This is a genomic window from Streptomyces sp. NPDC058758 (assembly GCF_042746075.1).
Classification (GTDB): Bacteria; Actinomycetota; Actinomycetes; order Streptomycetales; family Streptomycetaceae; genus Streptomyces.
Genome location: NZ_JBHYPS010000013.1, coordinates 25,139 through 38,059, shown reverse-complemented (window position 1 = coordinate 38,059; position 12,921 = coordinate 25,139). Strand labels below are relative to the sequence as shown.

Here is a 12,921-nt window from a genome sequence, read left to right as displayed (position 1 = left end):
CCGATCGGGCGGCGGGGCCCGGCGCGGCGCGGGGCCGCGCGCCCGGCGGCGTACGAAGAATGGGGTGGAACCGTACGTACCGCCCGAACCACCCCACGGGAGCTCCCGCCCATGAGCGCACCGCCCTCGCCCCCCGTCCGGATCGGCGCCCTCGCCCCGCTGAGCCGCCCAGGCTGGACGGAGGCCGGACGGCACCTGCTCGCCGGTCTCGAACTGGCCGCCGAGGAGGTCGGCGCGACCGGCGGGATCGGCGGAAGGCCCCTCGAACTCCTGGTCAGGGACACCGCGGGCGACCCGCACCGGGCCGAGGCGGCCGTGGACGAACTCGCCGGCCTCGGCGCGGTCGCCCTGGCGGGGGAGTACCACAGCGTCGTCGCCCGTGCCGCGGCCGCCAGGGCCGACGCCCTCGGGCTGCCCTTCCTCTGCTCCTCGGCCGTGATCGACGCGCTCGCCGAGCGGCCGACGGACCGGGTCGCACGGCTCGCCCCGCCCCAGTCCCGCGGCTGGCGCGCCTACGCGGACCTCCTCCTCGCCGCCGGCCGCACCCGCGTGGCGGTGGCCACCGAGCCGAGCGCCTACTGGGCGGCCGGCACCCGCGTCCTCCGCGCACACCTGGCCCCGCACGGCGGCACCGTCACCGAACTCGACGCCCGCGCCCTGCCCCCCGAGGCGCTCCGCGACGCGCTGGCCGCCGGGGACGCGACGGCGCTGCTCCTCCTGACCGGCTTCCCGGACCCGGCGGTCCCGCTGGTCAGGGCCGTACGCCGGGACCCCCGGCTCGCGGGACTCCTGATCGGCGCGCCGGCCGGCCAGCCGGAGTTCGCCGGGTGGGCGGAACTCCTGGGCGACGACGGCGCCGCGGTCCCCTTCCTGCGCTACCTCCCCGCCGTCCCGACCCCCCTCGGCGCCCGGGTGGCGGCTGCCCTCCGCGAACGGCTGGGCGCGGAGCCCTCCTTCGTGGCCTTCGAGGGCCACGACACGGTCACCGTCCTCGCCGAGGCCCTCCGCTCCCACGGCCCCGACCGCCAGGCCGTCGCCGGCTCCTGGCCGCACGTGGTCGTGGAAGGCACCCGGGGGAAGATCCGTTTCTCCCGCCCCGAGGGCTCCCCCGTGTGGCAGTGGACCGACCCCCCGCTCCAGGTGGCCGACCGGGACCCCGCCGCCCCCGCCCGCTTCCGCACCCTCCACACGGCCTGACCCCCGGCCGGCGCGGACGGGTCAGCCGGCGGGTTCCCCCGGCTGCACGAGGGCCGTCTCGTAGGCGAGCACGACCGCCTGGGCCCGGTCGCGCAGCGAGAGCTTGGCGAAGATCCGGGCCACGTGGGTCTTCACGGTGGCCTCGCTCAGCGTCAGTTCCAGGGCGAGCTCGGCGTTGGAGAGGCCACGGCCCATCAGGGTGAGCACCTCCAGCTCGCGCGGTGTCAGGGGGGCGAGGTCGCGGTGCACGGCGCGAGCCGGGGCGGCCCGGCCGCCGGTCCCCGCCGGGGCGGGGCCGTCGCCCGAGGCGAAGCGCTCGACCAGCCGTCGGGTGATCGACGGGGCGAGCAGCGCGTCGCCGGTGTCCACCAGCCGTACCGCGGCGGCCAGGTGGGCCGCCGTGACGTCCTTGAGCAGGAAGCCGCTGGCGCCCGCGGCGAGGGCGGCGTAGACGTAGTGGTCGAGGTCGAAGGTGGTCAGCATGATCACCCGGCACTCCGGTGACCGGTCGAGGATGCGGCGGGCGGCCTCCAGGCCGTCCATGCCGGGCATCCGGATGTCCAGCAGGGCGACGTCCGGCCGCAGCGCGCCGACCAGCTCGACCGCCTCGGCGCCGTCGGACGCCTCGCCGACCACGTCGATGCCACGGGCGGTCAGGATCAGCCGGAAGCCGGTGCGGACCAGCTCCTGGTCGTCGGCGACGACCACCCGCAGGGCCCGCTCCTCGGGTGCGGACGCGGGCGTGGTGGGGGCCGTCACGGCCGGTCCAGCGGGATCCGGGCGCGGACGCGGTATCCGCCGCCGAGCCGGCGCCGGGCGTCCAGGTCGCCGCCGTAGACCGCGAGGCGCTCGCGCAGGCCGATCAGGCCGCGGCCGGCGCCACCCGCAGGCCTCGACCGGCCGTCGGCGAAGGTCCGGTCGGCCGCGAGGGACCGGTCACCCGCGAGGGTCCGGTCGTCCGCGGGTTTCGGCAAGTCGTCCGCGGGGGGCCGGCCCATGGGGGACCGGTCCGCGAACAGGACGCTCGGACCGCTGTTCAGCACCTCGACCCGCAGCCAGTGCTCCGTGTACCGCACGGTCACCTCCGCCTTCGCCCCGACGCCGTGTTTGAGCGCATTGGTCAGTGCCTCCTGGATGATCCGGTACGCCGTGACGTCGATCCCGACCGGCAGCGGGCGCGGTTCCCCGGAGATCCGCACCTCGACCGGCAGGCCGGCGAAGGAGATCCGGTCGATCAGCGCGCTGAGCCGGCTCAGGCTCGGCTGCGGGGCGAGGTCGGTCTCCCGGCCGTACGCTCCGTCCTCGCCGTTCTGGGCGGGGGCGAGCAGGCCGAGCAGGTGGCGCAGCTCGGTCATCGCGTCCCGGCCGGCCGCCTCGACGGCGCCCATCGCCGCCGCCGCCTCGTCGGGCAGGGTGGCCAGCACCTCGCGCGCCGCGCTCGCCTGAACGACCATCAGGCTCACGTTGTGGCTGACGACGTCGTGCAGTTCGGCCGCGATCCTGGCCCGTTCGGCGTCCACCGCCGTGGCGGCCGCGGCCTCCCGTTCCCGCTCCAGCAGCCAGCCGCGTTCCTCCAGGGCCGCGCGGTGGCGGCGGCCCGTCCTGACGAGTGCGGCGGCGAGCACCCCGGTCGCGGCGAGCGACACGAGCAGCGCGACGGCCAGCAGGCCGGTCCCGGAATCCCCCATGCCCGTAAGCATCGCACCCGACCCGGGCGGCAGCCTCCTCCCGCGGGACCGCCCCCGTACATCCACGGGATGACCCGCCGGCGGCCGCGCCCGGGAGTTACATCCGGCGGGGGACGATCCGGCCGCCCGGCCGCTCCTAGATTCGGGCCATGACCACAGACCACGAGCGAGCGGGACAGGTCGTCGTCCGGCTGGACGGCGTGCACAAGGAGTACGGCGACACCAAGGCACTGGACGGGCTGGACCTGGAGATCCGCGCCGGCGAGGCGGTCGCGGTGATGGGTCCCTCCGGCTGCGGCAAGTCCACCCTGCTCAACATGGTGGCCGGCCTCGACCGCCCGACCACGGGGACCGTACACGTCAACGGCGAGGACCTCGGACGGCTGAACGAGACCGGACTGGCGCTGTTCCGGCGCCGGCAGGTCGGCATGATCTTCCAGTTCTTCAACCTGATCGACGACCTGCCGGCCCTGGACAACGTCGCGCTGGCCGCCCAGCTGACCGGCACCTCCGCCCGGCAGGCCCGCCGCCGCGCCCTGGAACTCCTGGACGAGCTCGGCGTCGCGGACCGCAGGAACACCTACCCGGCCGCGCTCAGCGGCGGCGAGCGCCAACGGGTCGCGGTGGCACGGGCCCTGATGAACCGTCCGGCCCTCCTGCTGGCCGACGAGCCGACCGGTGCGCTGGACAGCCGGTCGGGCGAGCAGGTGATGGACCTGCTGATCGACCTCAACCAGATCGGCCAGACCCTGCTGATCGTCACCCACGACCCGCAGCTGGCCACCCGCTGCGCGAGCCGCCTGGTCGAGGTCGCCGACGGCCGGGTGGCCCGCCAGAGCACCCTGGAGCGGCTCGCATGAGCGCGGTGTGGAGCGCCTCGCGCGCCGCGGTGAAGCGCCGGCGGGTGCAGACCTTCGTGATCGGTCTCGTCGTCCTCTGCTCCTCGGTGACGGTGCTGCTCGCCCTGTCCCTGCTGAGCGCCGCCTCCGGCCCCTTCGACCGGGCCTTCGCCCAGCAGCGCGGCGCGCACGCGACGGTCGCCTTCGACTCCGCGAAGGTCTCGGACGAGCGGCTCGGCGCGACCGCCCGCCGGGCCGGGGTCGAGGCCGCCGCCGGGCCGTTCGCCCAGGCGGTGGTGACGATCCCCGAGGACTGGCTCTGGATGGGACCCGGCGCCCTCACCGTGGTGGGCCGGGCCGACCCGGCGGGACCGGTGGACCGGCTGGAGCTGCTGACCGGCCGGTGGGCCACCGGCCCCGGCGAACTCGTCCTGAACTGGCCGGTCGGCGGGGGGCCGAACCCCGAGTGGCTGGGCCGGGAGCTGCGGTCCCCGGGCGCGCCGCCGCTCACCGTGGTCGGCTTCGCCGTCTCCATGAGCAAGTCCGCGAACGCGTGGGTCACCCCCGAGCAGGCCCGGGCCCTCCACCCGGCCTCCGCCCAGATGCTCTACCGGTTCACGGAGGCCGGCTCCGAGGAGCGGCTGCGGGACGACGTCGACCGGGTCACGGCCGGCCTGCCCGCCGGCGCGGTGACCGGCACGCAGGACTACTTCACGCTCAAGCGGGCCTTCTCCGCGCAGGCGGAGGGCTATCTGCCCTTCATGACGCTCTTCGGCGTGCTCGGCCTGCTGGTCTCGGTGCTCATCGTCGGCAACGTCGTCAGCGGCGCGGTCGTCTCGGGCTACCGGCACATCGGAGTCCTCAAGGCCATCGGCTTCACCCCGAACCAGGTGGTCGCGGTCTACCTGGCGATGCTCTCCGTGCCCACCGTGCTCGGCACGGTGCTCGGCACCCTCGTCGGCGCCCTGATCTCCCGGCCGGTCCTGGGCATCGCCTTCTCCGGCATCGAGACCGGCACCGCGTCGGTCGAGGCCGGCCCGTGGCTCTTCGTGGTCTGCCTGCTCGGCCTGCCGACGCTCGTCCTGCTCACCGCGCTGGTCCCCGCCCTGCGCGCCCACCGGCTGCCCGCGGCCCGGGCGATCTCCGCCGGCAGCGCGCCCGGCACCCGGCGCGGCCTGCGGGTGCAGCGCCGCCTCAGCGGCACCCGGCTGCCGCGGGCGCTCAGCCTCGGCATGGGCCAGCCGTTCGCCCGGCCGGGACGCGCCCTGCTGACCATGGCGGCCGTCGCCCTCGGCGTCACCACGGTCACCCTGACCACCGGCCTGACCGGCACCGTGCTCGCGTACGGCGAGACCGGGAAGGGGGAGGGCGGCACCCTCCAGGTGGGGGTGGGTTCCGAAGCCGGAGGCCAGACGCCGCCGGTGCTCGGCGACGCCGAGATCGAGCGGCGCCTGCGGGCGGTGCCCGGGGTGGCGACGGTGACCGCCCGCGCGTTCACCAAGGCGAGCCTGGCCGGCGCGGGCGGCACGGTCTTCGTCGACTTCTACCGCGGGGACCGCGCCGACTCCGCCGAACCGGTCGTCCGGGGACACCGGCCGACCGGGCCGGGGGAGGTGGCGGCCGGGCCGTCCTTCCTCGCCCAGCACGGCCTCGCGGTCGGCGACCGGACCACGCTCCAGCTGGAGGGACGCCGGCTGGACGTCACCTTCGTCGGCATGCTGGCGCAGGGCAACGCCCAGGCGCTGGAAGCCACCTGGCGGGCGCGGGACCTCCTCGCCCCGCGGGCGGAGCCGATCGAGTACCTGGTCCGCCTCGCCCCCGCCGCCGACGCGAAGGCCGCCCGGACGGCCGTCGCCGCGATCGACCCGGGCCTGCACCCGGAACTGAGGGAACCGGGCAACGCGGCCACCACCACCGTGGTCGGGTTCGCCACCGTGTTCACCGTGCTGCTGTCGGCCGTCGCCGCGCTCGGCGTCTTCAACACCGTGCTCCTGAACACCCGGGAACGCCGGCGCGACCTCGGCATGCTCAAGTCGATCGGGATGACCCCCCGCCAGGTCGTCCTGATGACGGTGACCTCGGTGGCCGGCCCCGGCCTGGTCGCCGGACTGGCCGGCATTCCGCTCGGCATCGCCGCCCACCGCCTGCTGGTGGACCACGTCGGCTTCATCGCCTTCCCCGAGTCCATGAAGGACGTCTACCACCTCCCCCAACTGGCGGCACTGGCCCTCGCGGGCGTGGCCATCGCCGTCCTGGGCGCCCTCCTCCCGGCCCGCTCGGCAGCACGCCTGACCATCGCCAAGGTCCTGCACAACGAGTAGGAACCCCGGCCCCCGCCCGTACGGCCCGCCCCCGCCGGTACGGCTCGCTCCCGCCGGTACGGCTCGCTCCCGCCGGTACGGCTCGCCCCCGCCGGTACGGCTCGCCCCCTCGCTCGTACGGCTCCGCCCCTCGCTCGTACGGCTCCGCCCCTCGCTCGTACGGCTCCGCCCCTCGCTCGTACGGCTCCGCCCCTCGCCCGTACGGCTCCCCCCGCCCGTACGGCTCCCCCCGCCCGTACGGCTCCGCTCCCGACCGGCAGAAGGCCCCTCCCGAAGGAGGGGTCTCGCCATGCGCCCCGGCAGGACCCGAACCTGCGCCCACGTGTTCGGAAAGCACCCGGCGGACGGGGGAGCGCGACGAGGGCGGCGAGGATGGTGCGCGCCGCGCCACCGGTCCCGCCGACGTCCTCGCGACGCCCCTGGGCCACATGGAGCATCGCGGGCGCGTCCTTCCCGACGGAGCGTTTCCGGCGTGATCGGCTGGTGGGCGGGGGTGGCCGGAGACGACCGACCTTCTGTCTGGGGCCTGGGCATGTTGACGATCATCACCATCGCGGCGATGGCCGCCGCGCTCGCCTTCGGGCTGGCGGCGAACCGCTACCGGCGCCGGCGCGCGTCCCCGCAGGGGGACGACGAAGAGGCGTCCGTCAGCGACCTCGTGAGCCCGCTGGAGACGCTCGCCGTCCTCCTCGTGGCCTTCGTCATCGTCCTGGCCGCGGAGTCGTTCGGCTCGGCCGGCCAGGCGGTCGGGGCCGAGGCCCACCGGGTGGACCAGCTCTACGAGGTGGCCGACTACGCCCCGGAGCCCCACCGGGGGCACATCCAGGCCGACGCCGTCTGCTACGCCCGCGCGATCCTCGCGTACGAGTGGCCGCAGATGGACAGGAACGGCGAGAAGGCCCCCCAGGCGTCCGTCTGGTCCTCGGACTTCCGCCGCCACTTCAAGGCGCTCGCCCGCAGCGACGACGCCACCCTGGACCTGCTGGTCGCGGCCGACGACGAGCGCTCCGTGGCCCGTCAGGCCCGGCTGGCCGAGGCCGCCCCGGCGATCCCGCCGGTCGTCTACTGGTTCATGGTCGTCGCCCTCGCCGCCACCATCGGCGCCTTCGCGTTCGGGCTGCCGGCCCGTCGCGGCCCCTCGCACCTCGTGCTGCTGTGCGTCCTGACCGGCCTGTTCACCGGTTCCCTGCTCCTCATCGAGGACATCGACCGGCCGTTCTCCGGGCAGATCCACATCTCCAGCGCGGTCATGGAGGACACCGTGGACGACATCGGCGAGGACTACGCCGAAGACCACCCCGACCGGCGCCTCCCCTGCGACGACCGGGGCGACCGCCGCACCGCCTGACCACGAGGACGCCCCGAACACCGAGCCCGGCCCCACCGCCGAGCAGCCCATGAGGGGAAGGACCGTCGCGTGCCGGTTGCGGCAGGGGAACCTTCCGGCTCCCTGGCATGAGGGCGGGGCCGCGGAGACCGGAGCGGAGGAGGGCCAGTTGTCCACGCCGGACGCCACCCCGCAGCCAGGCGTTCCTCCCGAAAGCCGCGCGTCCACGGCACCGGGCCTGTGGGGCATGAACGACGCCGGCTGGGGTGCCCCCGTGCCGCGGCCGCTTCCGAACCCGTCGCCCGGTTCCGGGTCGGGTGCAGCACGCCGGCGGCCGACCGCCCGCTTCCCGTCCAGCCGTTCCTGCGCTGTGCCGTGGGCACGGTGGCCCGCATCGGCACGGTCCGCCTGTCGGCGGTGCGGATCCTCCTGCCCCTCCAAGGCCTCGCCCCCGCCCTACGCGCCCGTACCCTCCCCGGGCACCCGGCACTGGTTCGGCGAGCGTGATCCGGGGGCCCGGACCGCGGTACGGGCCGGCATCGACAGCGGGCGCGACCCCGTGATCTCCACGGTCGCGCGACAACCGGCCGGTGACCTCGCGGCCCTGGACCAGGACGTGTTCCGCTGCGGGGGCGCGGAGGGCGCCGACGGGGACCGCGCCCCACCCCCGCCGTTCCACGACGACTTCCAAAACGGCCCGCCCCTCCACGGCGAACTCGCCGAGTGGTCGTGCGACGCGATCGGCCGGCCGGCCGAGACCCTCGCCGACGCCGCCGCTCGCCTGGGCGCCCGTACCCCGCTGTCGTTCGAAGTCGCACGAGGCTGAGAGGGACCGGGCAAGCGGGCGGCAGCGAAGGGCGCGCGGCCCGGGGCGGGCGGCGGCCGGACCCGAACCTTCGGGAAGTTTTCGGGAAATCCAGCCGCCAGAGACCGCCTCTGACCGGATCCAGCCGGACACATCCAGCCATCGGAGGTGCCCTTGCCGACCCCTCCTCGCCTGACTGAAAACCACCCCTGACCAGCAAAAAGACCCTCCCGAAGGAGGGTCTTTCGTCGTGCGCCCCCGGCAGGACTCGAACCTGCGGCCAAGTGCTTAGAAGGCACCTGCTCTATCCGCTGAGCTACGGGGGCCGGTGGTGGCCTTGGGCCTGGTGGCCCTGGTGGGTGGGGTGGGACTGCCGGGACAAGGATAGGGGTCCTGTCGCCTTGGCCCGGGTGCTTCGCCTGCGTGGCACGATGTGGAGGTTCGGTGAAGCGAACCGATAATCGCAGGCAGGTGCGATTCGCGCAGCGCTTTTCGCGCCACGCGCTGCGGGTGTTGTGCACTCGTTATGCCCGGGGTTCCGGGTGGCCTCCCCTTCTTCGGCGCGCAGGGCCGCCATACGCTTCAAAAACGCTCATAAATTGGGCATTCTTCGCATGTGGTGACCTTGGACGAACGGCCTCAGCTGATCGACGCACTCTCGGCCCTGCGCGACCGAGTCGCGGCCGTGCGTCTTCCCCTTCCCCTGCCCGACGTGCCGCGCGCCCGGCAGACGCGGGCCGAGCTGCTGGCGCAGCTCGACGACTACCTGGTGCCGCGGTTGAAGGACCCGGACGCGCCGCTGCTCGCCGTGGTGGGCGGGTCGACGGGGGCCGGGAAGTCCACGCTCGTGAACTCGCTCGTCGGGCGGCGGGTGAGCGAGGCGGGGGTGCTGCGGCCGACCACCCGGACGCCGGTGCTGGTCTGCCACCCCGAGGACCACCACTGGTTCGCGGGGCTGCGGGTGCTGCCGCAGCTCACCCGGGTGTGGCTGCCGCAGACCGACGACGAGCACCCGGCCGCCGAGGCGGACGACTCCGAGGACAACGCGCTGCGGGTCGAGACCGCCGCCACCCTGCCCCGCGGGCTCGCGCTGCTCGACGCCCCCGACATCGACTCCCTCGTCATCGAGAACCGGCTGCTCGCCGCCGAGTTGATGTGCGCCGCCGACGTCTGGGTGATGGTCACCACCGCCTCCCGGTACGCCGACGCCGTGCCCTGGCACCTGCTCCGTACCGCCAAGGAGTACGACGCCACCCTCGTCACCGTCCTCGACCGGGTGCCGCACCAGGTCGTCGGCGAGGTCTCCCGGCAGTACGGGGCGCTGCTCGACAAGGCCGGGCTCGGGGACGTACCGAGGTTCACCATCCCCGAGCTGCCCGAGTCGACCGGCGGTGGGAGCGGGCTGCTGCCCGAGAGCGCCGTCGCCGCGCTCCGGGGGTGGCTCGCGCACTGCGCGCAGGACCCGGCCGCCCGGCAGCAGGCCGTCTCCCGCACCGCCTCCGGCGTCATCGACTCGCTCGACACCCGCCTCCCCGAACTGGCCGGCGCCGTCGCCGCCCAGTACGCCGCCGCCGGGCGCCTCGGGGGCGCCGTCGAGACCGCCTACCGCCGGCAGGGCGCACGGGTGCGCAAGGACCTGGGCAAGGGCGCCGTGCTCGCCGGGGACGCGCGGGCCCGCTGGCGCGCCTACCCCCGTGACAGCAACGCCGAGGAACTCCTCGACGCGCTCACCGAGTCCCTCGCCGCCCTCCTCCACTGCGCGGTCTCCGCCGCCGAGGAGGAGATCCGCGAGGTCCACCGCCGCGAGCCGGCCGCCGCCGCCCTGCGCACCGTCCCCGCCGGCGGCGACCGGGAGGTCGCCGAGCGGATCGGGCTGGAGGTGCGCCGCTGGCGGCGGGTCCTGGAGGAGCTGGCCGACGAGGAGGTGCGGGGCGTGGAGAAGCCGACCGGGCGGGGCGCCGCCCGGGTCGCCCTGCCCGACGCCGAGACCGTCGCCGCCCTGCTCGCCTCCTCCCTCCTCGGCGGCCGGCGCGCCCGGCCCGCGGGCGAACGGCTCGCCGAACTCCTCGGCGCCCAGGCCGCGCTGCGCCTGCGCGACAAGGGCGGCGACCTCGTCCTCGCCCACGTCGACCGCGTCCTGCACGCCGAGCGCGACCGGAGCCTCGCGCCCCTCGACGCCCTGGGCGTCACCCCCGAGCCGCAGGCGGAGCTGATCGCCGCGCTCTCCGTACTGCAGAAGGAGAAGTGACGTGACGGAGAAGCCGCAGGAGAAGGACGGCCGGAAGCCGTGGGACGACGGTCTGATCGCGCGGCGCGCCGCCGACCGGGCCGCCCCCGAGGAGCCGGCCGCGGAAAGGGAGGGGGACGAGGACACCGAGCGGTTCGGGGGGACTTACGGCAGCGGGCTGCGGACCCGGCTCGACGCCCTCCACGAGCTCGTCGGGCTCTCCCGCACGCGGGTCGAGAGCGAGGCCCTCGCCGAGGCGGGACGGGTGCTGGACGAGGCCGCCGCCCGGCAGCGGCTCTCCTCCCGGCACACCGTCGTCGCCCTCGCGGGCGCCACCGGCAGCGGCAAGTCGACCCTCTTCAACGCCCTCGCCGGGGTGTCCGTCTCGGAGACCGGGCTGCGCCGGCCGACCACCTCCGCGCCGCTCGCCCTCACCTGGTCGGAGGGGGCCGCCGGGCTCCTCGACCGGCTGGGGGTGCCCGGGCGGCTGCGGCGCAGGCCCCTCGCGGGCGGCGCCGCCGACGCCGAACTCCAGCCCCTCGTCCTCATCGACCTGCCCGACCACGACTCGGCCGTCACCGCCCACCGCGACCAGGTCGACCGGGCGCTCGGCCTGGTCGACGCCGTCATCTGGGTGGTGGACCCCGAGAAGTACGCCGACGCGGCCCTGCACGAGCGGTACCTGCGGCCGCTCGCCGGGCACGCCGAGGTCACCTTCGTGGTGCTCAACCAGGTCGACCGGCTCGGCCCCGAGGCCGCCGAGCTCGTCCTCGACGACCTGCGCCGGCTCCTCGACGAGGACGGCATGGCCCTCGGCGAGCACGGCGAGCCCGGCGCCACCGTGCTGCCCGTCTCCGCCCTCACCGGCGAGGGCGTGGCCGAACTCCGCGAACTCCTCGCCCGGTTCGTCCAGGAACGCACCGCGCCCGAGCGGCGCATCGCCGCCGACATCGACGCCGCCGCGGCCAGACTGCGGTCCGCCTACGTCGCCGACGGGCGGACGGGGCTCGGGGAGCGGAGCCGCGAGGAGTTCGCCGGCCGGCTCGCCGTCGCCGTCGGCGCCCAGGCGGCCGGCGAGGCCGCCGAGCGGGTCTGGCGGCGCGGCGCCATCCGCGCCTGCGGCTCGCCCTGGCTGCGGCTCCACCGCTGGTACGAGCGCCGGCGCGCGCACGGCTCCACCGACCCCCGGCTCGCCTCGCCCGTCGAGGACGAGCTGACCGCCCGGCAGCGCGTCGAGCAGGCGGTGCGGATCGTGGCCGACGAGGCCTCGCACGGGCTCCCCGCGCCCTGGGCCCACGCCGTGCGGGAGGCCGCCGCGCGCGGCGCCGAGGGGCTGCCCGAGGCGCTGGACGAGCTGGCCGCCGACCTCGGCGACCCGGCCGCCCGGCCGCCCCGCCCCGCCTGGTGGCCGGCCGCCGTCCTCGGGCAGGCGCTGATGACGCTGCTCCAGCTCTTCGGCGCCCTGTGGCTGGTCGGCCAGATCGTGGGCTTCGTGGAGCCGGGGCTGCTGCCCCCGGTCCTGGTGATGGTGGGCGGGATCGTCGGCGGGCCGCTGATCGAATGGGCCTGCGAGAGCGCCGTGAAGGGACCGGCCCGGCGGTACGGGCAGGAGGCCGAACGCAAGCTCGCGGAAGCGGCCGCGGCCTGCGGCAGGGCCCGGGTCCTCGACCCCGTCTCGGCCGAACTGCTGCGCTACCGCGAGGTGCGCGAGCAGTACGCGAAGGTCGCCGGCCCCCGGCCCTCGGCGCGGATCGTCGGCGCGGGCGGCCGCGGCGGCGGTCGCGGGGCCGCGCCGCGGCTGGGCGCGACGCGAGCGGGGGCCCGCGTCCGGTAGGCCTCTCCCGGCAGGGCCGTTCCCGGAAGGCGCGCGCCTGTCCATCCCCCTTCCGGGTGGGGGAGTTGTCCACAGCCCGTCGGTCGTCCACAGGCGTCGGCGGGCTTTTCGCCGCCCCGCCAGCATGGTGTGCACCAGGACGGCGACAGGGCGCGAAGCCCGGTGATCGGGGAGGGGCGTGGAAGGCATGAACGACACGATGGTGACGTTGGTGGGGAACGTGGCGACGCAGGTGGACAGCCGGGAGACGGCGGCGGGGACGGTGGCCCGCTTCCGGTTCGCGGTGACCGCCCGGCGCTGGGACCGCGAGCGGGCGGTGTGGACCGACGGGCCGACCAGCTTCTACACGGTCTCGGCCTGGCGCTCGCTCGGAGCCAACCTCCTCGCCTCGGTCTCGGTGGGGGAACCCCTGGTGGTGCACGGCCGGCTGAAGGTCCGTGAGGACGAGCGCGACGGACAGCGCAAGACCTTCGTCGACGTCGACGCGCTGGCCGTCGGACACGACCTCACCCGGGGGACCTCCGCGTTCCGGAGGAGCCCGCGGGGAGAGCAGAGGCCCGCGGGAGAGGGCGACCTGACGGAGAGCGGGACGGTTCCGGAGCTCGTCCCGGCGGACGGAAAGGACCCCTGGACGAGCGCCGCGCACCAGCTGGTAACCGCGCCCTGACCTTGAGTTGTGGGGA

10 protein-coding genes and 1 tRNA gene are annotated in these 12,921 nt (G+C 75.7%); 8 read left to right on the top strand and 3 right to left on the bottom strand.

Translation table 11 applies throughout. From position 1 onward, the window contains the following. Positions 1 to 111 precede the first annotated feature (111 nt). On the top strand, positions 112 to 1,197 hold the full coding sequence (locus tag ACFW6A_RS17815) for an ABC transporter substrate-binding protein (protein WP_351855588.1): 1,086 nt from the start codon (positions 112 to 114) through the stop codon (positions 1,195 to 1,197). Between the two features lie 21 nt (positions 1,198 to 1,218). Here ACFW6A_RS17815 and ACFW6A_RS17810 read toward each other — a convergent pair whose 3' ends face one another. Both ACFW6A_RS17810 and ACFW6A_RS17805 read right to left on the bottom strand, forming a co-directional pair. Further along, the gene (locus ACFW6A_RS17810; RefSeq protein ID WP_351855591.1) at positions 1,219 to 1,956 is read right to left on the bottom strand and encodes a response regulator transcription factor; all 738 of its coding nucleotides are present in this window, start codon (positions 1,954 to 1,956) and stop codon (positions 1,219 to 1,221) included. Further along, positions 1,953 to 2,885: a sensor histidine kinase gene (locus ACFW6A_RS17805; RefSeq protein ID WP_386641402.1), complete on the bottom strand. Its 933-nt coding sequence runs from the start codon at positions 2,883 to 2,885 to the stop codon at positions 1,953 to 1,955. The genes ACFW6A_RS17810 and ACFW6A_RS17805 overlap by 4 nt, the downstream gene beginning before the upstream one ends. Before the next feature lie 149 nt (positions 2,886 to 3,034). Here ACFW6A_RS17805 and ACFW6A_RS17800 point away from each other — a divergent pair, with 149 nt between their 5' ends. The 4 genes from ACFW6A_RS17800 to ACFW6A_RS17785 all read left to right on the top strand — a co-directional run bounded on the left by ACFW6A_RS17800 (position 3,035) and on the right by ACFW6A_RS17785 (position 8,198). Beyond that, the gene (locus ACFW6A_RS17800) at positions 3,035 to 3,745 is read left to right on the top strand and encodes an ABC transporter ATP-binding protein (RefSeq protein WP_386641399.1); all 711 of its coding nucleotides are present in this window, start codon (positions 3,035 to 3,037) and stop codon (positions 3,743 to 3,745) included. After that, positions 3,742 to 6,045: an ABC transporter permease gene (locus ACFW6A_RS17795; protein WP_386641396.1), complete on the top strand. Its 2,304-nt coding sequence runs from the start codon at positions 3,742 to 3,744 to the stop codon at positions 6,043 to 6,045. Before ACFW6A_RS17800 ends, ACFW6A_RS17795 begins: the two co-directional genes overlap by 4 nt. A 532-nt stretch (positions 6,046 to 6,577) precedes the next feature. After that, complete coding sequence (locus ACFW6A_RS17790) at positions 6,578 to 7,393, top strand: hypothetical protein (protein WP_351855600.1); 816 nt, start codon at positions 6,578 to 6,580, stop codon at positions 7,391 to 7,393. 538 nt (positions 7,394 to 7,931) lie between these two features. Next, the gene (locus ACFW6A_RS17785) at positions 7,932 to 8,198 is read left to right on the top strand and encodes a hypothetical protein (protein ID WP_351855602.1); all 267 of its coding nucleotides are present in this window, start codon (positions 7,932 to 7,934) and stop codon (positions 8,196 to 8,198) included. A 232-nt stretch (positions 8,199 to 8,430) separates the two neighbouring features. Here the strand turns inward: ACFW6A_RS17785 and ACFW6A_RS17780 are convergent. Then, positions 8,431 to 8,503 (bottom strand) — tRNA-Arg (locus ACFW6A_RS17780). A gap of 299 nt (positions 8,504 to 8,802) precedes the next feature. On the opposite strand from ACFW6A_RS17780, the gene ACFW6A_RS17775 reads away from it, so the two are divergent. The 3 genes from ACFW6A_RS17775 (at position 8,803) to ACFW6A_RS17765 (ending at position 12,905) form a co-directional block, all read left to right on the top strand. Then, positions 8,803 to 10,425: a dynamin family protein gene (locus ACFW6A_RS17775; protein WP_386641393.1), complete on the top strand. Its 1,623-nt coding sequence runs from the start codon at positions 8,803 to 8,805 to the stop codon at positions 10,423 to 10,425. A gap of 1 nt (position 10,426) precedes the next feature. After that, positions 10,427 to 12,238 carry a GTPase gene (locus ACFW6A_RS17770; RefSeq protein WP_351842903.1) on the top strand — a complete coding sequence of 604 codons (1,812 nt, stop codon included), beginning with the start codon at positions 10,427 to 10,429 and terminating at the stop codon, positions 12,236 to 12,238. A 187-nt stretch (positions 12,239 to 12,425) separates the two neighbouring features. Then, positions 12,426 to 12,905, top strand: a complete 480-nt coding sequence (locus ACFW6A_RS17765; RefSeq protein WP_351842906.1) for a single-stranded DNA-binding protein — start codon at positions 12,426 to 12,428, stop codon at positions 12,903 to 12,905. Positions 12,906 to 12,921 lie beyond the last annotated feature (16 nt).